This window comes from Paenibacillus sp. FSL H8-0457 (genome assembly GCF_038051935.1).
Taxonomy (GTDB): domain Bacteria; phylum Bacillota; class Bacilli; order Paenibacillales; family Paenibacillaceae; genus Paenibacillus_AQ; species Paenibacillus_AQ lautus_A.
Genome location: NZ_CP150293.1, coordinates 4,568,812 through 4,590,809, shown reverse-complemented (window position 1 = coordinate 4,590,809; position 21,998 = coordinate 4,568,812). Strand labels below are relative to the sequence as shown.

Annotated in this window: 23 protein-coding genes and 1 pseudogene; 18 read left to right on the top strand and 6 right to left on the bottom strand. The window is 49.1% G+C overall.

Annotated features, from left to right (window positions below):
* Window positions 1-6 precede the first annotated feature (6 nt).
* The 4 genes from MHI43_RS20270 (at window position 7) to MHI43_RS20255 (ending at window position 2,294) form a co-directional block, all read left to right on the top strand.
* Entirely contained in the window at window positions 7-606 is a 600-nt protein-coding gene (locus MHI43_RS20270) for a DUF4269 domain-containing protein (protein ID WP_036661480.1), read from the top strand.
* Window positions 599-1,069: a DinB family protein gene (locus MHI43_RS20265; protein ID WP_036661477.1), complete on the top strand. Its 471-nt coding sequence runs from the start codon at window positions 599-601 to the stop codon at window positions 1,067-1,069. The genes MHI43_RS20270 and MHI43_RS20265 overlap by 8 nt, the downstream gene beginning before the upstream one ends.
* Before the next feature lie 55 nt (window positions 1,070-1,124).
* Window positions 1,125-1,748: a TVP38/TMEM64 family protein gene (locus MHI43_RS20260; RefSeq protein ID WP_036661648.1), complete on the top strand. Its 624-nt coding sequence runs from the start codon at window positions 1,125-1,127 to the stop codon at window positions 1,746-1,748.
* A gap of 267 nt (window positions 1,749-2,015) precedes the next feature.
* Window positions 2,016-2,294, top strand: a complete 279-nt coding sequence (locus MHI43_RS20255; protein ID WP_036661474.1) for an HIRAN domain-containing protein — start codon at window positions 2,016-2,018, stop codon at window positions 2,292-2,294.
* Window positions 2,295-2,612: 318 nt separating this feature from the next.
* Here MHI43_RS20255 and MHI43_RS20250 read toward each other — a convergent pair whose 3' ends face one another.
* The gene (locus MHI43_RS20250; protein WP_036661470.1) at window positions 2,613-3,263 is read right to left on the bottom strand and encodes a hypothetical protein; all 651 of its coding nucleotides are present in this window, start codon (window positions 3,261-3,263) and stop codon (window positions 2,613-2,615) included.
* 15 nt (window positions 3,264-3,278) lie between these two features.
* The gene (locus MHI43_RS20245; protein ID WP_145037738.1) at window positions 3,279-3,806 is read right to left on the bottom strand and encodes a hypothetical protein; all 528 of its coding nucleotides are present in this window, start codon (window positions 3,804-3,806) and stop codon (window positions 3,279-3,281) included.
* A 214-nt stretch (window positions 3,807-4,020) separates the two neighbouring features.
* Here MHI43_RS20245 and MHI43_RS20240 point away from each other — a divergent pair, with 214 nt between their 5' ends.
* Both MHI43_RS20240 and MHI43_RS20235 read left to right on the top strand, forming a co-directional pair.
* The gene (locus tag MHI43_RS20240; RefSeq protein WP_036661467.1) at window positions 4,021-4,482 is read left to right on the top strand and encodes a hypothetical protein; all 462 of its coding nucleotides are present in this window, start codon (window positions 4,021-4,023) and stop codon (window positions 4,480-4,482) included.
* A 636-nt stretch (window positions 4,483-5,118) separates the two neighbouring features.
* The gene (locus tag MHI43_RS20235) at window positions 5,119-5,436 is read left to right on the top strand and encodes a hypothetical protein (protein ID WP_036661465.1); all 318 of its coding nucleotides are present in this window, start codon (window positions 5,119-5,121) and stop codon (window positions 5,434-5,436) included.
* Between the two features lie 93 nt (window positions 5,437-5,529).
* On the opposite strand, the gene MHI43_RS20230 is transcribed toward MHI43_RS20235, so the two are convergent.
* Genes MHI43_RS20230 through MHI43_RS20220 form a run of 3 tightly spaced genes read right to left on the bottom strand, consistent with a single transcriptional unit; the run spans window position 5,530 to window position 8,910 of the window.
* Window positions 5,530-7,464 (bottom strand): CotH kinase family protein, encoded by a 1,935-nt coding sequence (locus tag MHI43_RS20230; RefSeq protein WP_036661461.1) that lies wholly within the window; start codon window positions 7,462-7,464, stop codon window positions 5,530-5,532.
* Window positions 7,465-7,482: 18 nt separating this feature from the next.
* Window positions 7,483-8,193, bottom strand: a complete 711-nt coding sequence (locus MHI43_RS20225; RefSeq protein WP_015736180.1) for a DUF4956 domain-containing protein — start codon at window positions 8,191-8,193, stop codon at window positions 7,483-7,485.
* Between the two features lie 3 nt (window positions 8,194-8,196).
* Window positions 8,197-8,910, bottom strand: coding sequence for a polyphosphate polymerase domain-containing protein (locus MHI43_RS20220; protein ID WP_015736179.1), 714 nt, complete (start codon window positions 8,908-8,910; stop codon window positions 8,197-8,199).
* Between the two features lie 266 nt (window positions 8,911-9,176).
* On the opposite strand from MHI43_RS20220, the gene MHI43_RS20215 reads away from it, so the two are divergent.
* From MHI43_RS20215 to MHI43_RS20200, 4 genes are all read left to right on the top strand, one after another.
* On the top strand, window positions 9,177-10,520 hold the full coding sequence (locus MHI43_RS20215) for a sensor histidine kinase (RefSeq protein ID WP_235201708.1): 1,344 nt from the start codon (window positions 9,177-9,179) through the stop codon (window positions 10,518-10,520).
* Window positions 10,517-11,155 (top strand): response regulator transcription factor, encoded by a 639-nt coding sequence (locus tag MHI43_RS20210; RefSeq protein ID WP_015736177.1) that lies wholly within the window; start codon window positions 10,517-10,519, stop codon window positions 11,153-11,155. The genes MHI43_RS20215 and MHI43_RS20210 overlap by 4 nt, the downstream gene beginning before the upstream one ends.
* A 184-nt stretch (window positions 11,156-11,339) precedes the next feature.
* Window positions 11,340-12,299: a DoxX-like family protein gene (locus tag MHI43_RS20205; RefSeq protein ID WP_036661457.1), complete on the top strand. Its 960-nt coding sequence runs from the start codon at window positions 11,340-11,342 to the stop codon at window positions 12,297-12,299.
* Complete coding sequence (locus MHI43_RS20200; protein WP_036661455.1) at window positions 12,283-12,960, top strand: DUF4166 domain-containing protein; 678 nt, start codon at window positions 12,283-12,285, stop codon at window positions 12,958-12,960. Before MHI43_RS20205 ends, MHI43_RS20200 begins: the two co-directional genes overlap by 17 nt.
* On the opposite strand, the gene MHI43_RS20195 is transcribed toward MHI43_RS20200, so the two are convergent.
* Window positions 12,950-14,242, bottom strand: a complete 1,293-nt coding sequence (locus MHI43_RS20195) for an MFS transporter (RefSeq protein WP_036661447.1) — start codon at window positions 14,240-14,242, stop codon at window positions 12,950-12,952. The two genes, MHI43_RS20200 and MHI43_RS20195, sit on opposite strands and share 11 nt — an antisense overlap.
* 157 nt (window positions 14,243-14,399) lie before the next feature.
* Here MHI43_RS20195 and MHI43_RS20190 point away from each other — a divergent pair, with 157 nt between their 5' ends.
* From MHI43_RS20190 to MHI43_RS20155, 8 genes and pseudogenes are all read left to right on the top strand, one after another.
* Entirely contained in the window at window positions 14,400-15,155 is a 756-nt protein-coding gene (locus MHI43_RS20190) for a DUF2087 domain-containing protein (RefSeq protein ID WP_036661436.1), read from the top strand.
* Between the two features lie 28 nt (window positions 15,156-15,183).
* Window positions 15,184-15,537, top strand: coding sequence for a GIY-YIG nuclease family protein (locus MHI43_RS20185; protein WP_036661434.1), 354 nt, complete (start codon window positions 15,184-15,186; stop codon window positions 15,535-15,537).
* Window positions 15,538-15,687: 150 nt separating this feature from the next.
* Window positions 15,688-16,536 (top strand): DegV family protein, encoded by an 849-nt coding sequence (locus tag MHI43_RS20180; RefSeq protein ID WP_036661431.1) that lies wholly within the window; start codon window positions 15,688-15,690, stop codon window positions 16,534-16,536.
* A gap of 127 nt (window positions 16,537-16,663) precedes the next feature.
* Window positions 16,664-16,819 carry a hypothetical protein gene (locus MHI43_RS20175; protein ID WP_009593107.1) on the top strand — a complete coding sequence of 52 codons (156 nt, stop codon included), beginning with the start codon at window positions 16,664-16,666 and terminating at the stop codon, window positions 16,817-16,819.
* A 185-nt stretch (window positions 16,820-17,004) separates the two neighbouring features.
* Window positions 17,005-18,324, top strand: a complete 1,320-nt coding sequence (gene nagZ / locus MHI43_RS20170) for a beta-N-acetylhexosaminidase (RefSeq protein ID WP_341283156.1) — start codon at window positions 17,005-17,007, stop codon at window positions 18,322-18,324.
* 276 nt (window positions 18,325-18,600) lie between these two features.
* A pseudogene (gene rpoD, locus MHI43_RS20165) lies at window positions 18,601-19,473 on the top strand (RNA polymerase sigma factor RpoD); the annotation flags it as partial.
* 201 nt (window positions 19,474-19,674) lie between these two features.
* Entirely contained in the window at window positions 19,675-20,697 is a 1,023-nt protein-coding gene (locus tag MHI43_RS20160; RefSeq protein ID WP_036661425.1) for an FAD-binding protein, read from the top strand.
* Between the two features lie 126 nt (window positions 20,698-20,823).
* Window positions 20,824-21,753: a manganese-dependent inorganic pyrophosphatase gene (locus tag MHI43_RS20155; protein WP_009593146.1), complete on the top strand. Its 930-nt coding sequence runs from the start codon at window positions 20,824-20,826 to the stop codon at window positions 21,751-21,753.
* Window positions 21,754-21,998: the final 245 nt, after the last annotated feature.

Below are 21,998 nucleotides of genomic sequence, written 5' to 3'. Positions count from 1 at the left end.
ACAGCGATGCAAGCAGAGTTGGATTTTTTAAACCTGGAGTATTTACGTCAAGGCACGGCCAAGCAGAGGCAGGCAGCTTCGGTTATAGATGAACTGGAACTATGGGAGCATTTGAAAGCCTGCAGTCCTATATTGGTGGGCACGATCCCTATAGGGATTGACATCGCTACAAGCGATCTCGATATCATATGTCATGTGACGGAGTTTGACCGGTTCGAGCGAGAACTCAGAGCGTCATACGACCGACTTGTTTCGGATTTCACATACGCTTACCGAAGTGTGGGGAACGTAGAGCGAGCAGTAGCGCGATTTCGGTACAAAGGCTGGGAATTCGAGATTTTTGCCCAGCCGGTACCTTCCGTGAAGCAGAATGGTTACCGTCATATGGTAGTGGAATACAAGCTGTTGAAGCGGCTCGGCGAAGCTGCAAGAGAAACCATCATCGAGCTGAAGAGGGCGGGTTATAAGACGGAACCTGCCTTTGCGAAGCTGCTGCATTTACCGGGCGATCCTTATGAGGAGCTGCTGGAGATGTATCGCTGGCCGGTGGATCGACTGGACGCTTATATCAAATCATATATGGACAAGGAGAATGTATATGAATGACAAACAGCAGCTGTTAAACGAGTATTCGGAATGGATCGGCAAGGTGAAGGAGTTCGGTGTCCTGGAAGAGGGCTATTGGAATTCCCCGATTGCGGATGGGAAATGGACCGTGCGCGATGTGGTGTGCCATATCATGCGATGGGATGAGTATTTTTTTAATGAGGCTATCGCCAAAATCTCAACGGGAGATGCATTGACCGTCCGGCATCTGGATTATGACGCCTTCAATGAGGAGGCCAAGCAATATGCCAAAACGTTATCGACGGAAGCGCTGGTGGAACGGACGATAACCGCAAGGGAACAGCTGATTCGGACCATTGAAGCGTTGCCGGAAACGAAGTATGAGGAGCGGTACGCGGACGGAGACGGACATCCCTTTGAAGTGGCGCAATTTATGCGGGATTTCATCTGGCACGATAATCACCATCTGGTTCAGCTGAATCAGGTGCTGCAAGTCGGTTAGGACAAGCAATACTTAGCGGAAATGGGTGAAGTCATTGAATGGCTACTTGGACATCATGTCTTATTTTACACAGAGCAATCTGGAATGGTTTCTTGACCAGTTTCGAGCCTTGGGCCCTCTGCCGGGCATACTGCTGACTTTCTTGAAATCCTTTATTCCTCCGATGCCCACGATCGTGATCGTTGGCGTTAATGCAGCGGTGTACGGGCTGTGGGCAGGATTTCTCTACTCCTGGATCGGAATGGTGGCGGGATGCTTGACGACGTTTCTCCTCGTGCGGAAAATATCCGGTACTCCCCTGATCGAACGCTGGGCGAAAAAACCGAAGGTTCAGCGCGGCATGCGCTGGATTCAACGCAACGGCTTCAGTTATGTTTTTCTGCTGGGCATACTTCCCGTCGGGCCGTTTGTCGCTGTCAACGTGGCCGCCGGACTGGCGAGAATGAATGTCATGTCCTATCTCATGGCCGTAACCTTGGGCAAGGGCATTATGGTGTTTTGCGTTTCGTACATCGGGGCTAATCTCTCGGATTTTATGGCGGAGCCCTTCAAATTGCTCGGTGTCCTAGCCTTTATCTTGCTGTCCCTATGGGGCAGTCGGAAGCTGGATTCATACTTTGTAAGAAAACAATCGGTACACGATAAACAAACAGAGCTAGGTCGGGGGCCAAGAACATAGTCCCATTGAAAGTCGCTAAAATAGCGGCTTTTTTGTTTTATTGGTATAAGTTCTTGTCCCGAGTCAAGGACAAGAACATGAGCCGATTACCGATTAGATTAGTATCTAACTATGTTTCCATGCAATTTCATTAAGTTATCGGGCAGTCGGGCAGTGCTCAATAGATATTCCCATTTTGTGGATGGTGAAGTAAACTTAATATGTATATCCTTCAGCTAATTTCAGCGGATTCCGGTAGTAGGAATTAACGTAGGAAACCGTCTTAAGGTGATTCAATCGGTTAATGAAGGAGTTGCCTTACAGCTTGTCCGTGAGCCAGAGGATCCGTTTGACAAGAATGCAATCAAGGTCTACACGAAGGATGGTCGAGAGATTGGACTCGTGGCGAAAGATTGGGCATCTATCCTTGCCTATAAGATGGATGTCGGATTCTCCTATACGTTAACTTTGGAGAAAGTTGAAGTCGAGAAAAAGGTTATTTACATCCAGGTGAAAACAATGCCTGCGTCAGTCGAGCTACTGAATGGTATACCGTTATTTCAATAATCGTAACAATAATACCACCTGAAGATTATCCTAAACAGACGTAACTATAATAACCGGTAACGTTAGTAGTTTAATAAAACTTAATAATGTTGAGAAGGCTACAGCAGCCTGCTCTTTTTACAATTATAACTGGTATTAAAACCGCTTTAGAGAGTTGGTGTAATGTTTTCAAAAAAACTGCACCTCCAACTGTTAGGTTATGTCTAACAATCGGGATGCAGTTCAATAATAATTCAGGCTCTTTTCAGTAAAAAAAAGCTAGAGGGCCTATTTATTGGATCCGTACAATACTTAACACAATTTAAAGAAACATATTAATCAAAATCTGATGCTGTTATCAAGTACTTTGACAGTTCCATCCGTAATTGCTGATTTAAATAGTTGCTCTTTATATTGATTTATAAATGATGCTGTATCGGATGGTTCTTTTTGTAAAGAATTCTGTTCATTCAAAATCTTCTCAGCTAAATTTTGTTTAGTTAAAAGCTTTTGGTATATAGCCGGGGCGACATTTTCCCAGTGCTCGTCCTCGGTGACTCCATAAGCTTCAATAAATTTTTTATGTGTATCCTGTACTTCTGTAGACTGTTGATTTAGCAACTCCCTCATTCTGTTTGATTCAAGTTTTCCTTGTTCTAAAGTTGCCGATACACCTTCTTTTTCAGCTAATTGAAGGAACAATTCTTCTTTAATCATATGTTTAAGAATGTCAGAGTCAGTAAAGTTGGTTGTTGATTGGGATAGACTATTATGTTCCCTGTAGTTCAATACATCAGTAGTAGTTATTTCTCTTTGACCAACATGTACCAAAACACTTGTTTCTGCTTTATTATTAATTTCCGTATTTGTTTTAATACGGTTCAGCTCTGAAGTCAGTGGATCAATTGCAGAAGATGATATTGCACCAAATGTTAGGGCTCCTGTCAACAAAATGCCAAGAGAAATAATCATTTTTTTGTTTTTTTTCATTTATTAAAACCTCCTTTACCAAGTAAAATCAACCCAGGCAGTATTATCGATTTGCCAAGCCCCAAAACCGCCATAAAATACTGTGGAGCCGCGTGCCGGAGCAGATGTTGAACTATACGTTTGGCTAGTATCATTATATTTACCGGAATATTCAAGTCCAGGCTGACCTATATATGAACCTTTTTTTGGTAAAGAGACATTACTACCACGTAGTTCTAGCGTTCCTGCTCCCCATGTTGCATTCGGATAAGCTAAGAATGCATTTTTATGAGTTGAGCTAATTAATTCCCTTCTAGTAGCAACCCAATTCGATCCTGAGGTGGTAGCATTAATTTGTGCGGTTGTTGTGACACTTACAGGGCTATAAACACGCGCTCCTGAATCATCGACGATCCAAATAGAGATCAAATCTGTGTCGGTTGCTGTAACTGCTTGAGGACGAATAGGATCAGCTGAGGCTACATTACCATTATTAGCGTTACCAATAAATAGTGTACCTACCAGTGATGTTACTGCTAAGAGAAACCCGATTTTTTTTCTCAATAGAATTACCTTCTTATTTAGAAATAAATTACGGCCCTCTATAACTATTCAACGCTAACAAAACAGGAAAGGTTACGAAAAAAAATAAAAAAAAGTAAAAAAGAACATGGTATTGGAAATTATACAAAAGATATATTACAATAGGGCCGTGTTCGAGATTTAGCTAAGGGATGGAATTGATTTAATCTATAAGAAAGAATAAAGGAGTGGCAAAATGAGAATCAATTCAAAAAGGTTACTGATCGGTATTGTGATTCTAGTTGTCATAATTGTAGTTGTTATAATGTGCTTTTCACAAAAAAACCTTTCATTTCAAAACGTAGTTTCGGAACAAATTTCAATATCTGAAATAAATGAAATCAAAATTACTCGAATATCGTCCGATACTTTAGAGCGTGAAGAAGTAACAATTAATGAAGAAGGCGATATCAGAAATATTATGAAGAATTTAAATGCAATTAAATTGCTTAAAAGACACAACAAATATATTCCAAATCCTGATTATCGATATGATTTGTTTATTAAAGTAAACCAAGAAGATAGGTTTGGTATCACTTTTCTAAACGAAAGTAACCTAGAGTTATATGATGCTAGAAATACTAGCAATCGAATTACAAGATATGAAATTATAAATGGTTATGATGTAACTGAACTAGCAGGTCATTTTGCAGAATAAAACCAACCTAAGTCCAATAATATTACTGGTAGAGATGCCTTTCTAAAAAGATTCGATGATTTTCAAGCAATGATTTTGTGCGTAACGAAAAAAACGCCAAACTATAAGGAATTCCAAGTGTTTGGCGTTTTTACCGCTGCTGATGATGATTTACGCAATTTTGCAGCAGCATTTATCTCCAATCAGAAATAACGTTTGTTCATCTAAACGATACCTGTGCAACATGAATTATAGCTATTGAGCCAAGAGGGGGACCAGTCAAACGATTGGCCTAAGTTATCCAGTTTCAAAAGTTACAAGTAAAAGCCCGAAAATTTATGTTGTATGGAACATAAATTGTAAGACGATAACATACACGCTTAATAGCCGAGTAGCTAAAAAATTGAATTTTTTAAAATCATTTTTTTGTTAAAACGTTGATGGAAGCGGCAGCCGGCAAGTGATCGGCTGCTTTTTTGAAATTTAATTAGTTAGGTCCCATGAAATAGCCGGCTCTGGGATGGTTTTTTTAGGAGTGGTTAAATTGCTAATGCAGGTTATCGATTGCCTCAAAATTCAAGCAGGCGGTATGGGTGCATCATGGTCATATCGCCCTTCTGTTTACAGTACCAGCAAGATTAAAAAGGAGTAAGTGTTATGACCAAATTGGCCTCATCCATTCTCGAAATGATACGTATGATGATCATAATGATGATCTTTGTAACGGTTCTGGGCAACATTGAACATGAAATACTGAAGGCCTGGATACCTTGGAACGGACTATATTTCCTGTTCCTGTTCGTGGGGAATGTGCTGTTGTTTCTTGTGTTTTACCGGAATCGCCTGCAGTTCAGCGGTTGGTATCGTTCAACCGCGACCCAGCACAAGCTGTCTAGAAATACGACGAGGATCGTCATGGCACTGGGCATGATCTTTATCGGAGCGCCCATCATGATCACGTGGTTCGTTGTATAATTGCTGTAATTCATCGGTCATAAGCTCGAACGATGGGATTTAAAGGGGCAGTTCCAAAGGTATCGACCTTTGGAGCTGCCCCTTGTTGGATGATTACAGTCTGTTACGTTTATACAGCGTTACCAAGAGACAAGAGAGAAGAAGCAGCACGATGGATACTCCGGCGTACAAGGCCTCCTTGGCACTGCCTTGTTCCTCGGCAGCCCCGTTTGACCAATCCCCCGGCCGGCCCATTCCCCGGCCTCCCTGCATTTGACCGCCAAACTCGCCGCCGAATCCGTTCCCCATCTGCCCCTGAGGGAAATCCGGCATCTGGCCTTGACCATTCTGGTCGGGGTCCTGAGGCATGGTTGATTGATTTCCAGCAGAAGGGGGGCTTGCGCTCGATCCGACAGCTGGTACGACTGACAAGGAAGGTTCATCTCCTGTAGGTACGGTGTCGGTGTCAGGATCAGGCCCTCCAGCTTTGCCTGAGGTAGCATCTGCGCTACTTCCGGACGCGTCGCCAGAAGGATCAGGCGTAGCACCATCGCTGTTGGCGGGCGTGTTCCCGCCAGAGATGCCTCCGGCCGGGGCATCGATTGGAGGAACAAGCCCGTTTCCATTCATCCCGCTGCCGCCATCTCCACCCGGTGTCGTGCTCGTGCCAATATCAGTATCAGTAGTATTTCCCTGGGTGCCTCCATTCGAATTAGGCTGCGGCGTACTGTTATTTCCGCCAGGTACCAGTCCGCCACCACCCCCGGGGCCCATGCCGCCGCTGCCGTTTCCATCGCCTGCGGAAGGGATCGTTCCATCCAACTGCTGCTGGATATTATCCATGGACTCTTCCACGAATGAGGTCAATGTCGGGATGGATTGCTCGTAATCCTCATAGGAATAGAAGGGTCTTGGGTCTTGCTTTACGTGCTCGGAAATTAAGTCTTGTAATTGCTCCACCCGTTCATTGAATGTTTCCTGCTGCATGTAGCCTTCCAGCATCTCCGAGAGGATGGCGTGATAGCGTTCCTTATATTTGTCAACCTCGAGCAGCTTGGCAATCAGGGGACGTTCCGCCAGAGCACCCTGAGTGGGCTCGTCAATCAGGATGCCGGAGCCCCCAAACCCTCCGAACGCCATGTTATAATCCCAGGGCAGGACGGAGAAAATGCCGTTGTTCTCATACAGGTAGTAGTTCTGTTTGTTCATCCCCAAGTAACTGTCCATATTGGAGGCAACGACGTTCAAGGCAACGTACTTGAGCACGTTATCGACATCCAGCACCTTCTCGTAATCGATGCCGTTATTCAGCTCGTCGAGCATGTCGATCAACACATCGTCATTGGAGGACTTGGATTTCATGACAAGCCCGGTGTACGAATCGGGGTCGCTGCCGAGCCAAGCCAGATCGCTGCCCGAGCCTGTCATCTGGGCTTTGTATAATGCGCCGTACGAATGATCGAAATGACGCTGCAGATAAGAATCGCCAATCTGTTCGATTGCGAGGTAGAAGCCCCATAATTCATCGTTAACGTATACATTGACGTAAGAGAAGCCGGGTGTCGGCAGACCGACGGATTCCGCCAACTCGTAGGTCAGGAATTCCCGCATATACGAGGCGTCGCTGTAGTTGTTGTTCAGATTGATTTTGCTGATCCCGTTCAAGGTTTGATTGAGATATTCGTCAAAGGAAATCTTGAAGCTGTAGCGGTCGGAATCGGAATTGACCACGCTGCGCAGGCTTAAATTGCCTTTGGTGCGAATGCCGACATGATCAAATTGCATGCCGTTGTAATTGACGGACGCTTCTTTGTATTCTTCAGCGCTGGCGTTGTCCAGCATATCCTGGAAATCCGCTTCGTCGATCGTGATTTTAACGTCAATGACCTTGTCCTTCGGAAAAACCGCGGAATCGATTTGCTCCTGCAGGCCATCGTTCTCAGAGCTTCCAGCCGTCCCGGCAACCTGTGTTGTCCTTTGGCAGCCTGTGAGCAGAAGGATTATGGCCAGCGCAAGGGACAGCAGGACTGTCGTTCTTTTCTTCATCATTTCTGACCACCGCCTGACTTAGGATACATAATCGCCGCTGTAACTGATCAGAACCGCATGTTGAACGCCCTGCAGCTGGGACAGCTTGTTCACGAATTGGCCTTCGGCATCGCGCAGCCGTACTTCCAGCGTCAGCTCGATGCTGCCTGGCGTCACGGTTTTTTGCTTCAGGTTGTAACGCTTCACAGCCTGACCGACTTGACCTTGAACGGCTTGCTCGGCCTGCTCGTTATCGCAATGGACGACCAGCAGGTAAGGGGTATCGACCGTCGCTTTCTTAATGAAGAAGAACAGGATAAGACCGACAACGACGGAGCCGATGGCAGCCAGCGTGTAGAATCCGGCTCCGGTTACGATCCCGGCAACCGCGGCCCAGAACAGGAAGATCAGATCGGTTGGGTCCTTGATGGGCGTGCGGAAACGGACGATGGAGAGCGCGCCGACCATACCGAGCGAGAGCACGAGATTCGAATTGATGGCAATGATGACAACGGCCGTGATCATCGTCATCCCGATCAGCGATACGTTAAAGCTCTTGGAATACAGAACGCCGCTGAAGACCCTTTTATAGAGCAGATAAATAAACAGCCCGATCACAAAGGCAACGGCGAGCGTGATCAAAATTTTGGCGATGCTGATGTCGGATACGAAATTTTCCATGACGGATTTTTTGACGATGTCCGAAAAATTGGTGGTGTTCGTATTGCTTGAAGTCGATGTGGTGTTCATGAACTATTGATCCTCCCATGTGTTATATTTCAGAAATTTACGGCACATTACATATTTGGATGCCGATTGCCGGTTGAGGCCTTCCAGCTGCAGCGCGATTTTGATGTAATCCGGAATGTACTCGTCGTATTTGACCTCGAGTATGATCAGATTCTCATCGATTGCCCGGATCGGCAGCAGGTTTCGATTGAACAGTTCCGTGGAGTGCAGGCCGGTTCTCAGCTCCTTGTCAAACGTAATCCGCACATTTCCGTTAGCGCAGACGTAAGGCTCGCGGACATAATCGACAATGACCTTGGGCCGCAGCAGCTTATGCTTCATCTCGTGGTACAGCTCCATCATCAAAGGCTTATCCGGCTGGTAGAGACAGTCGTATTGTCCGGCCATGATCTGATCGGTCATCTCCCTTGTGAGCGGCTCCTTCAGCTTGGCGATGTAATCCCGGAATTTGATTTTCTTCTCAAAATGGATCGTGTCGTCGGCTACGTTATAAATACGGATGCGGTATTTCACCCGATCCCGGACGCCCGCCAGCTTCTCGTATAGGGCTTTATTGTTGATATCATCAAAGTACAAGCTTCGAATGTGATATTCCCCGGCGGGTCCGGCATGCTGATCGTAGGTCACCAGATTTTTCAATCGTTGGCTGATGATCCGATATTGGTGAAGATTCACGAAGAACTTCAGCTCGTTCCGGTATTTTAATGGGGTTGTCATGTTTCCACCTCGTTTCTCTCTGTCTTTCGTATGCTTGTTTGCTTACGAGATCTATCCTATCAATCGTTCCTGATATCTTTCTTAAGCGCGGCTGAATGTAAACTGAATGTTTTCGCAATGTAAAATGAAGGTATTGAAGAAAGAAACAATTTCATATATCAGTGGTCTTTATTTCCTCGGCATAGGTAAGGAGGGAGGTCCCCCTGCTGGCGCATTTATGGTAGGATGAAACTATATTCGGGAAGAGAATGGAACGATGCGTCTTGATGTATTATGTGTTCGCGCTTTGGAGTGCAGCGGCCTTGCTGCTGTTCAATCAGCCTCGAAGCGAGGTGAACCGCTGGGCGGCTTTTTTCCTGTGGAGTGCAGGGATCGGGGGGTTGACGGACTGGCTTGCGCCTTCCGGTTTTATTGCGGCCGCGTACGGGCCGTGGATTCAATTCCTCAACCATACCCTGACACCTTACGGCGTGTTGATATTTTGCATGGTGTATACCGGCAGGCCCCGGCACCATAGGAGAAAACGTGATCTCAAAATAGGCCTGCTGCTGCCTGTGTTCGCGATGCTGGTCCAGGTGCTCCTTACGAAAGATTACCGGATTCATTACGGATGGCTGTTCGTATGGACCGGCCCGTATTATGTTGCTGCATGCGCTCTGCTCATTGGAGCCTTATCCTCTGAGAAGAACCCGCAGAAACGCAAAAGCATGTGGATTACCACCTGGATTATGGTGCCAACCTTGCTCGGTGTGATGCTGTTGATAAATGTAGGGAATGTCATCTGGCCCGGTTACGATTCATTCCGGTACGTGTCCCTGTTTATTCTGTATTCGATGGGCGTTGCCGTCATCTGCACCTTTGTGTACGGCGTCCTGGGCGTCCGCCTGAAATTCGAGCGCGATCCGCTGGATCGCACGATGCAAGCGGTCAGCTCGGGTACAACGATGCTGAATCATACCATCAAGAACGAGGTCGGGAAAATCGCCATGAGCACCGATAACGTGAAACGGCTGCTGTCGCCGGATAACGAAACGGCCCTGGAGCAGCTTGATGTCATCGCTAACGCTTCCAAGCATTTGTTAGCGATGACAGGGCGCATGCAGCAGCAGATGAAGGCGTTTAAGCTGGTGGAACAGCCTGTCCGCGCGGATCAGCTGCTTGCTGAACTGCAGCTTCGCGAACAGGAACGGCTGCGCAGTCATGGCATCGAGTTAATGGTGCTGTGCACACAGCGTCCCTGGCTGCTTGCGGATGCCGTCCACTTGAAGGAAGCGATCAGCAATCTCATAAGCAATAGCGTCGAGGCGATGCCTGAAGGAGGAGTGATCGCGTTGACGGTAACGGCAGACCGCAAGGGTGCCGCGATTTCCGTCAAGGATAACGGCATGGGCATTCCGGAAGAGCAGCAGCCGCTTGTGTTTGAACCGTTCTACAGCACCAAGGGCCACAGGAAGTCAAACTTCGGTCTTGGCCTTACCTATGCGTACAACGTGATGAAGAAAAGCGGCGGCTCCGTGGGATTGGAGAGCCGCGAATCGGTCGGTACCGAGATCACGTTGTATTTTCCCCGCAGCAAAATCATTCGTTTATCCGGGAGGGAAGAGCCTTGAATCGAATACACGTCTTTCTGGTCGAGGACGATCCGGATTGGATTAAATCAATGACCGTTTTTCTGAATGCGCAGGAGGATATGATCGTGGTCGGCGCGGCCGAGTCCCCCGAACAAGCGATTGCGATGGCGCAAGTCCTGTCCTTCGATATCGTGCTTATGGATATTCAGCTGACGGCGGGCCGACTCGACGGCATCTACGCGGCTGCAGAAATCCATGAACGAAAGCCCGAGGCCAAGGTGATCATGCTGACCTCGCTGGATGACGAGTTGGTGATCATGCAATCCTATACGGCCGGAGCCGTCAATTACATTGAGAAATCGAATTTCGAGGAATTGCCGGCCGCAATCCGAAGCGCCGTACATCAACCGGGATCGATGGAGGTGCTGCTCAAGGAATTTGCCCGCCTCAAGCGCGAAGAACAGCTGCGGAGCTTGACGCCGGCGGAACGTGAAGTGTTTGATCTGTTGGATGAGGGTTTCACCCATTCCCAAATGGAGAAGAAGCTGTTCAAAACCGAGAGCACGCTCAAGAATCAGATCAATAAAATTCTGAAAAAGCTCGGGGTGAGGAGCAGCAGGGAGGCCGTGGAGAAGGTCCGCCGAAAAGGGATCGTGAGAGAGAACGACAACTAGCTTCGGGACGGAAGACGGATCATATGGAAGAAATGGAAGAGGTACTACGAAATGTAGTACCTCTTCTTCGTTTGTTCTATAAAAGTGAGGTCTAACGGGGAATCCCCCTCAGCGGTAAAATGACTTGTAAATAGAGGGGCCCGGCTGTCAGCGAGAAGGGTTATCCATTAGGAGCTGAGTGAGCATGAAGAGAAATCCGATCTATGTTGAACTCGACATCAAGACGGATATGGAAACATTGTGGTCATTGACACAGAGACCCGAGCAACATCAACAATGGGATTTGCGTTTTTCCGAGATTCATGATTTGCCGCAGGCTGATTCGGACGTCCAGCGGTTTTTATACAAAACCCGCATCGGATTCGGACTGGAAGTTACGGGAACGGGCGCTACGAAAACGGCCGTGCACCCGAGGACCGGGAACCGGATCTCGGTGCTGCGATTCGGCTCGGATCAGCGCATTTCCCTGGTTAAGGAGGGGAGCGGCTATTGGAAATACGCCGACAGCGGCAACGGCGTCATCCGTTTCTCGACCCAATACGATTACAGGACGCGGTTCGGTATGCCGGGGGCCTGGTTTGACCGCCTGCTGTTTCGGCCTTTATTCGGCGCAGCGACGGCTTGGAGCTTCGATGTGCTCCGATTATGGGCCGAGAAGGATATTCCGCCTACGGTCACGATCCAGAAGGCAATCATCCACGCTTTAAGTGTGTTTATGCTGGTTGTTCTATGGTGCTATGAAGGACTGGTTCCGAAGCTTCTGTTCCCGGAAGCGGGAGAGCTTGATCTGCTGAGGCAGTCGGGTTTGGCAGCCGGTCGGGAAGGGGTAGTGCTGACCTTGCTCGGCATCACCGAGATCGGCGTCGGTTTATTGACATTGCTCTTTCACAAGAACCGGTTGTGGTACAGGCTGATCATGATCTTGCTTGCGATCTTGATGCTTGGAGCATGGATGACGGATGCCGAGTTAATGAAAGCCCCGTTCAATCCCTTAACGCTTAGCGGGTCGATGATTGGGTTCTGCTTCATGGCTTCGCTGTCCGCATCGGACTTGCCAAGCGCTTACCGTCCGGTTCGAAGACAAAGACCGGTCCGCAGGCATACATCCGGCAAAGGAGTGGAAGAACATGACCTCGATCTATGAACAGGCGCTGGGAAGCCAGTTTCACAAGCTTCATCCTAAAATCCAGGAGCGCTTCGGGTTTGACAGCAAGGATAACGTCGCTTCGATCGGCGAAGGCATCATGGAAGAAATCTGGTACGCTCCATGGGCGGCGCTGCCGCTGTATATAGGTACGATGCGGCATATCATGTTTCCTAACCGGGGGAAAGGGATCCCGTTTCGGATTGAGAACTACGCTTATCGGGATGACCGGGGAAGAGAAACGGTGACGTGGTGCCGAAGTTTTGATTTTCCTGGCATTCAAAGACGATTTGACGCCACGATGATTTATAGCGCACAGCGCAGCCGCGTCGTGGATTATTTGGGAAACAAACAGCACTTGGCAGTCGATCTTCGGATCGCTGCAGCGGAGCATGGCGGAATTCGCATTCAATCGGGGGAGCAGAGGTTTTATGAAGGGCGGCTGCAGTTTCGATTTCACCGGTGGCTCACCGGAACGGCCGATGTATGCGAATGGTATGATGACGAATATCAGTTATATCGGATATCCGTTGAGGTGGTCAACCCGATATTTGGGCCTGTCTTCCGGTATAAGGGAAGCTTTCAGGCCCGGACCGTTCCTGCAGGCGAACGGGATGTCCCGCCCCATGTCAAACCGCTGCGGGTCGAGGCTAGAGAGTAGCCGAAGCATCCGGGGAAAGACCGCTGCCCTTGCGTTCGCGGAACATTCGGTAATATAGGAACGAGGAAACGACGTACAGCGTTCCGGTAATGCAGAAGGTGATTGCGTATCCCCAGTAGCTGCCGTATGAGGTGACCAATTTCGACTGTACGGGCCCCATCGTCGCCCAGCCCAGCATAAAGGCGGTTTGCGTGACGGAATTGGCGATGCCTCTCCGGTGATCCGGTACGCGGTCAATCAGAATCGACGACTGTATCGGATTGGCCGCATTCATCAAGGCTTGACGGAACAGGAAGCCGACCGATGCGATGAGGAGGACATTCGTGAAGCCGGTTAACAACAGGAAGGGCAAGGATAGGACTTGAAAGAGAACCACGGCTTTGACGGCTCCTACCCGATTCACCAGCGAAGGGCCGATCAGCATGGATACAATCGTCATGACTTGTCCGAGCGATATCAGAATCCCAACCGCGGATAACGATACCGAGAAACGGTTGGTAAAATACAAATTCAAATAAGGAACGACCAGTCCGGACCCGAGGCCGATTAACAGCTGGGCAAGTGCGAACTGCCCGATGACTTTGAAATCTCCGATCCCGGAGGCGGTAACCGCTCCTCCAGGGCGCAGGGGTTGATCCGGGATGGGTGCATCCAGAGGCCGTGCATGCGCGTCGTTCTTGTCGGTCGTGAACAAGAGCGGGATAAATGCCGCAAAGGTTGCCAGACCGCCGATGAACAGGGCTGTTTTCAAGCTATCGACCTTGTTCAGGCCGAATGCCTGCAGGGCATCCGCCAGAAAGCCGCCTCCCATGCTGCCTAACACTTGAGAAGCAAGCACAAGCGAGGCATGGATGCTAAAGATGCGCATACGAGCCGATTTCGCCGTATTTTCCGCCAGAAACGGAATCGCCAGCACCTGAAAAAAGGATGCGAACAGTCCGGTGTATACCGCGAGCCCAAGCAAGCTGAACTCACTCGCCAGAAAAGCTCGCGCAATCAGTCCGGCGCCGCTTAACAACGCGCCAAGGACCAGGATTCGCTTGCGGCTTCCGCGGTCGCCGATCAAGCCGATCGGGATAAACATCAATGCCGTGGCGAGGGATTGAATACTGACCACTGTTCCATTCATGGAGTCATTATAACCCAGGCCTTGTATGTACAAATTGTAGAGCACGCTGAACATGCCGGTACCGAACTGATACAGCACGTTAGCTAGAAAAAACAGCTTGATGTTGCGCGGCCAAGAACGCATTTCTTTTGCCGACTGTTGTATGAATCCCATGATGATACCCCCTAAATTTTACAGCAGCAACCTCTATTCTAGCAGGTTCCACGGGAGGGAGGAAGAAATATTATGTCGTCGTGGAGCTTGATTGACATTCTATAGACAAAAATATAAAATGTCTATGTAAATAACTTTTGGGGAAGTGGTGTGTGCGATGGACCTTAATGAACGCTTCTGGAATGCTTCCATAGATGAACTTAAACAAGGCTATATCGACGAAGGCCCCGTATGGGTATGTCTCTTGTGCGGCAAGGCGCTGGAGAAAGGGATCATCTACCCGGATCAGGATGTGTTGTACGAATCGGAACGATACATGACCGTTCATATCCGCCGGGAGCATGGCTCCGTGTTTCAGTATCTGTCCGGCCTCGATAAGAAGCTGACCGGACTGACCGAGCATCAGAACCGGCTGCTGCAGCTCTTCTATCAAGGCATGAACGACAAGGAGGTCCAGCAGGAGCTCGGCATCGGCAGCGCGTCGACGATACGCAATCACCGGTTTGCCTTGAAAGAGAAGGAGAGGCAGTCCAAGGTGCTGCTTACCTTGATGGAGCTGTTGAAGGAAAAGGACAGCCATGCTCCGGCGTTCGTGGAAATCCCCAAGCAGGCCAAAATGATCGATGAACGCTACAATGTTACGGAAGAAGAGAGGCAATCGATCCTGGCCAAGGCGTTCCCCGAGGGGACCGATGGCCCGTTGAAGACTTTTAAGCTTAAAGAGAAGCAGAAGTACGTCGTGCTGCGCGAAATCGCTGCCCGTTTTAAACCCGATGTCTTGTATTCCGAGCAGGAAATCAACGATACGATCGGAAGAGACAATCCCGATTATGTGACCATTCGCCGATATTTGATCGAATATGGTTTTTTGGATCGCAAGGATGATGGAAGCCAGTACTGGCTAACGACATAGATGAAAGCAAGAAGGAGGCGTTAAGGCCATGAATCGCAGACAGGAACTGAATCAGATGTACAAGGAGATCAAGATTGAAGCCGGCGTGTATCAAATTCGGAACACGAAGAACGATAAAATATTCGTCGCAGGAACGAACAATCTGAAAACCATGAACGGCAAGCGCTTCGAGCTGCAGATGGGGACAAGCTACAACAAGCCGCTTCAGCAGGATTGGAAAGAGTTTGGAGAGGATGCGTTTGTTTTTGAGATCCTGGAGAAGATTGAGCCGAAGGAAGACCCGTTCTTCGATTTGAAGGGAGCGGTCAGCAAGCGGGAAGCCTATTGGATCGAACGGCTGGAACCTTTTGGGGAAAAAGGGTATAACGGAGACGGAAAATAAGGCTTTTGTGTGGCGAACCCAGGCGTAGGACGTGAAATTAACCCCCTTCCATTTGCAAAGCGCGGCGAGGGTAAGATATGATGAAATGAGCGGCTTAAATCGCTTCCATTCCTACTTCTTACTACACGAAAGCGAGACGTGAACACGATCATGAGATCCATTGCATGGGTAACCGACAGCACGAGCACGATCGACCCTGAATTCGCCAAGAAGCATCATATTTACATTGTGCCTTTGAGGTTGATTCTGGGACAAGAGGCCTACAGGGAAGGAATCGACATATCGGCAGAAGCCTTTTATGAACGAATGAAAGACGAGCCGAAAGTCAGCAGTTCCCAGCCTCCCATCGGAGAATTCATTGAGCTTTACGAAACCCTGAAAGTGAAGTATGACGATATTATTGCGATTCACTGTTCTTCGGAGCTCAGCGGAACTTTGAATTCTTCCCTGCAGGCGGCCGAGATTGCCGAGGTACCCGTGGTTGGCATCGACTCTCAAGCGGGAGCGTTTCCGGTGCGCGAAATGATTATGTCCGGCATTCACTGGCACAGCCAGGGGGATACCGTACAGGTGATAAAGGATAAAATTCAGACCATGGTGCACAACATGTCGTTCTATCTCATACCGGCAAGCCTGCATCGACTTCATATCAGCGGCCGGGTGTCCGGCACGCAGCTGCTGCTGAGCAATTTGCTCCGCATACATCTGCTGCTCCGTTTTGACGAAGGCAAAGTCATTGTGGAGGAGAAGATCCGGACGTTTAAGAAAGCCAAGCAGAAAATGATCGATATCATGAAAACAGACATACAGAAAATTAAGAAGGTGTGCATCATGCACGCGAACAATGTGGAAGAGGCCGAGGAGATCCAGAAGGAAATCAGCGGGGCCCATCCGTCGCTTAAGACCGAAATCATGACCTTTATCCCTGTTGCAGGCATCCATGCAGGCGAAGGCACCATTGCCATGTCATGGATTAAACACCATCCTGCCTATTCTTAGTTATACTTCAGCCCCAGCCTGCAGATACTATTTGCAGGCTTTTCCTTTGCTTATCGATTCTATTCTGCCCTCCATGGTTTTATTATGTAATAGTAGGGATGAACCCAAGGAAAGGAATGAGGCAGACATGAAGGTTATTATCACGCAAGCCGAGGCGATGCAAAAGAATATATGGGACGATATCATGCTGATGTTCGGAAGAACGGACGAGGATGAAGTATGGGAGACAGAGCAGTTTATATTGACGGAGGAGCAGGCCCGTCAGCTCGGACTGCTTAAATAGAAGAGGAAGGGCCGCCATCGCTGCGGCTCTTTTCTTCTTGTTTTGCAACGGGGGGGCTTTCGTTGTGGATCGTTTTGGCCCTTAACGAAATCATGTTATGATGGAAGGACTCTGCGGGACAGAGGGCGAATACAGTAGTGTGAACATGAAGGAAGGTGACAATGTTGAAGCGAAGGACACCATGGATGAGCTTAACGATGCTGGTTGTCATCTTGCTGCTGGTTCTGGCAGGTTGCCAGGGCCGTTCGGAGACGGGGAATGCGGGCAATGATGGCCAAGGAACTTCGCCATCGGAGGTTGGACAGGACCAGAACCCGCCTTCTCAAGAGAATGACAACGAAACCGAGCCTCCATCAGGCAGTGCCGACAATGAAAGTGAGGACGGCAGCCTGCCTCCGAACGAAATCGAAGATGAGATCGCTGAGCTTATGAACGACATGACCGTCGAGGAGAAGATCGGCCAGCTGGTACTGGTCGGACTCGAAGGAACGGCCATCGATGAAACTTCGCGTAAATTGGTGAAGGATCACCATGTTGGCGGGTTTATCCTCTTCAAAGACAATATAGAGAGCCTAGAGCAGTCGGTAAAGCTGCTCAATGATCTGAAGGAAGCCAATGCTGCCAATCCGGTGCCCCTGTGGCTGAGTATAGACGAGGAGGGCGGACGGGTTACGCGTTTTCCCGAGGAATATGTAAAGCTGCCGTCAAGCGGCAAAGTCGGAAGCAAGGGGGATCTAGCGCTCACGAAGCGCGTTGGCGGCCTTATCGCGCAGAAGGTTGCGGGACTCGGGCTCAATATGGTATTCGCCCCGGTGCTGGACATTCATAGCAACCCGAACAATCCGGTCATCGGCGATCGATCCTTTGGCACTACGGCGGAGACCGTTACCAAGCATGGGATTGCCTCCATGAAGGGGATACAGGAGAAGGGAGTCGTTCCCGTCGTGAAGCATTTTCCAGGGCATGGCGACACTTCGGTCGATTCCCACCTCGGTCTGCCCGTGGTGGAACATGACTTGAAACGTCTGCATGAAATGGAGCTGGTTCCGTTTCAACAAGCGATTAATGAAGGCGCCGATGTGGTCATGGTTGCGCATCTGCTCATGAAGAGCATTGATCCGGATACCCCATCCTCGTACTCGAAGCCCGTGATCAACGATTTGTTACGGGAAGAGATGGGATTTAAGGGAGTTGTCATAACGGACGACATGACAATGGGTGCTATATCCGGCAGCACGGACGTAGGTGAGGCTTCCGTGAAGTCCGTTGTCGCAGGAAGCAACATGGTACTGATCGGACATGAATATGCCCTGGAGGAAGCCGTCATCCAGGCATTGACCAAGGCTGTCCGGAGCGGCGTGATCCCGGAGGAGATGCTGAACGACCGGGTAAAGGCGACGCTTGAGCTAAAGCACAAATATGAGCTAAGCGATGATCCCGTGAAGGCTCCCGATATAAAGCCGTTAAATCAGCATACGAAAGCAGTACTAGATCAAATGAAGTAAACGTAACATATATAATAGGAATATATAAAAACCCGATCTCAGAGTTGAGATCGGGTACAACGGACTAGAATATATTAGAAGTTGATATAGTCTATAAAATATGCTAGAATGAAGGATAAATAACTATTGGTTTAATGTCATAATGATCTAATGCTAGATTAGCATGAAAATATGGGATTGTCAACAGGGGGGCATAGAATGGAGAACCGTCAGAGTGCGGATTTTGCATTGGAACGCGAGGTTACGGATACAGAGAAATCGGCTAATTCTCCAACAGAGGATTTTTCGGTTCACGACGATCTCTCGCTTCCGCCAGGCATCAAGATTAGCGATCCAGTTCGCATGTACCTGAAAGAAATCGGTCGTGTTCCCCTCCTCTCAGCCGATGAAGAAGTGGAACTGTCCAAACGTATAGAGGAGGGAGATGAGGAAGCGAAACGCCGTTTGGCCGAAGCGAATCTTCGTCTCGTTGTTAGTATAGCAAGACGCTATGCCGGTCGGGGAATGCAGTTCCTTGATCTGATCCAGGAAGGCAACATGGGCTTGATCAAAGCGGTGGAGAAATTCGACTACTCCAAGGGCTTTAAGTTTAGCACCTATGCCACTTGGTGGATTCGTCAGGCGATTACCCGCTCGATCGCCGACCAGGCCAGAACCATCCGGATTCCGGTGCATATGGTGGAAACGATCAATAAACTTGTTCGTGTCTCCAGACAGCTCCTTCAGGAGCTGGGCCGCGAACCGACGCCGGAAGAAATCGGCAAGGAGATGGACATCTCACCGGAGAAAGTGCGCGAGATCCAGAAGGTATCTCAGGAACCCGTGTCCCTGGAAACGCCTGTCGGAGAGGAAAGCGACTCCAACCTGGGCGATTTCATCGAGGATCAGGATGCGTTGGCACCGGCAGATGCGGCAGCTTTCGAGCTGCTGAAGGAACAGCTGGAGGAAGTGCTCGATACGCTTACCGAGCGTGAAGAGAACGTGCTTCGGCTTCGCTTTGGACTCGAGGACGGACGGACCCGCACGCTGGAAGAAGTGGGGCAGGTGTTCGGCGTAACGCGCGAACGCATCCGCCAGATCGAAGCGAAGGCGCTCCGTAAATTGCGTCATCCGAGCCGCAGCAAGCGTCTCAAGGATTTCCTCGAATAAATTTTGGTAACGGATCATCTGATGATGAACGAATCCCTGGTTACGGTCTACGAGCCGTAATCCAGGGATTTTTTGCTATATGGCCAGGATTTCGCCCCAGATTGACACCATCCGAGTAGTTGCATCATAATGATGTAACATCCCCACATTTAGTAAGGGTTGTTGTGCCTAATGTGAAGAATAGGGAGTGACATGTCTACGATGACTTTACATACATCTGCTATTGACCGATTGTGCAAGCGCAATGTGGAGCTGTCTGCCTTTTCGACGTACGGGATCGGCGGTTCAGCCAATTATCTGGCCATGCCTGAAACGGCAGCCGACCTGGCGGAACTTTTGCAGGATTGCAAAAAACGCGGGTTGCCATGGTACACTTTCGGCATGGGCTCCAATATCCTGTTCCCGGACGAACCGAAACGCGATCTGGTCTTTATCTCGCTCAAAAACCTGGTGGAGCTGCAGGTTGCGGGAGACAAATGGTACGTTTCATCCGGAACGCCGATGTCCCTGCTTTCCTTGATGGGGTTAATGGGCGGAACCGATTTGCTCGACTTTACTTTTTTGCTGCCGGGCTGCGTAGGCGCCGGCATCTATATGAACGCCAGATATAATGCGCGCCAAATCTGCGATATCCTGGATACGGTATATTATATCGATACGATGGATCCGGGCCTGAAGGTGCAGTCCATTGCGGTGGGGGATTGTTTATTTGCATACAAGCAATCCATCTTCCAGCAGCATCCATGGATCATCGTAGGCGCCGATCTCAACATACCGGTCAGCTCGGAGGAGCAGATCCATTCGACTTCGGCGCTGCTCGCGGAGTGGAAGAGCCGCGGCAGCCATCCGTCCTCGCTGCCGTCCTTTTTCTCGTTCTTTCTGGGCGAGGTCCATGCTTTGGCCGGAAGGGGAATCGAGACGCCGCAGTCGATGCTCGACATCATCAAGTACCGGACGAGTAAGCGTCATTTCGACTATCCGTCCTGCGGTTCCGTATTCAAGAACAATTATGATTACGGGGTAGCCGTAGGCTCGCTCGTGGACCAGCTGAATATGAAGGGGACCGAATACGGAGGCGCCATCATTTCTCCGCACCACGGCAACATGATTCTGAATCAGAAGCATGCAAAGGCAACGGACATACTATATTTGATGAATCTGATTTCGGAGTCGATCAACAACCAATTCGGGTTCGTTCCGGAACCGGAGATTGTATTGGTATAAACGCTCTCTGAAAATAATCTCTGTAAAGGAATTGGAATAAGTAGAATTTAACGCTATAATCAGATAGGTGATCATCTGTTTATTGGTATAAACGATGAAATTCATGTTGCGAGAGGGGCATTAAATATGGCTAAAACTTTAATTTTTGGACACAAAAATCCGGATACGGACACCATCTGCTCTGCTATTGCATATGCTGACTTGAAGAACCAGCTTGGTCTGTCGGCCGAGCCCGTGCGTCTTGGTGACGTAAACGGCGAAACGCAGTACGCGCTCGATTTCTTCAAAGTAGAGGCGCCTCGCCTCGTTGAGACGGTTGCAAACGAAGCGCAGGACGTCATTCTCGTGGACCATAACGAGCGTCAGCAAAGCGCCAGCGACATTGATCAGGTTCGCGTAATCGAGGTTATCGATCATCACCGCATCGCTAATTTTGAGACAAGCCATCCGCTGTACTACCGTGCGGAGCCTGTCGGCTGCACTGCTACCATCCTGAACAAGATTTATAAGGAGAAGGGCGTAGCCGTTCGCAAAGAAATTGCCGGCTTGATGCTGTCCGCGATCATCTCGGACTCCCTCTTGTTTAAATCTCCAACCTGCACGGACGAGGATGTGGCTGCTGCTCGCGAGCTGGCTGAAATCGCCGGCGTGGATGCCGACAGCTATGGTTTGGACATGCTCAAGGCAGGTGCTGATCTGAGCGACAAAACCATCGCTCAATTGATCTCCCTCGATGCCAAGGAATTCCAAATGGGCGGTGCCAAAGTCGAAATCGCCCAGGTCAACGCGGTGGATACGAATGATGTATTGTCCCGCCAAGCAGAACTCGAGGATGCGATTCAATCGATTATTACGGACAAAAACCTGGACTTGTTTGTCTTCGTGGTGACGGACATCCTGAACAACGATTCCATCGCGCTGGCGCTCGGTAAAGAGTCCAAAGCCGTGGAGAGAGCGTACAATGTATCTCTGTCGGAGAACAAGGCGCTTCTTAAAGGCGTGGTTTCCCGTAAATCGCAGATCGTTCCGGTTCTGACCGAAGCATTCAATCAATAATAGCTGGTTATTGGAACAAGCCTGACCATCGACTGAGGAATCAGCGGGGCGGGCTTGTTTTTGTTTTGCTGTTTTCTCGGATTTCTGCATCATGCAGGACCGCTCCAACCTATATGAAGCGCTTTCGAAAATTGAAATATTGTAATGAATTTACATCGAAATGACATCCTTTTTACGGCGGCGATTCGTATAATGAAGGAAAGAAATAGGAACGACAAGTACATAGGTGTTTCAAATCCCAAGAA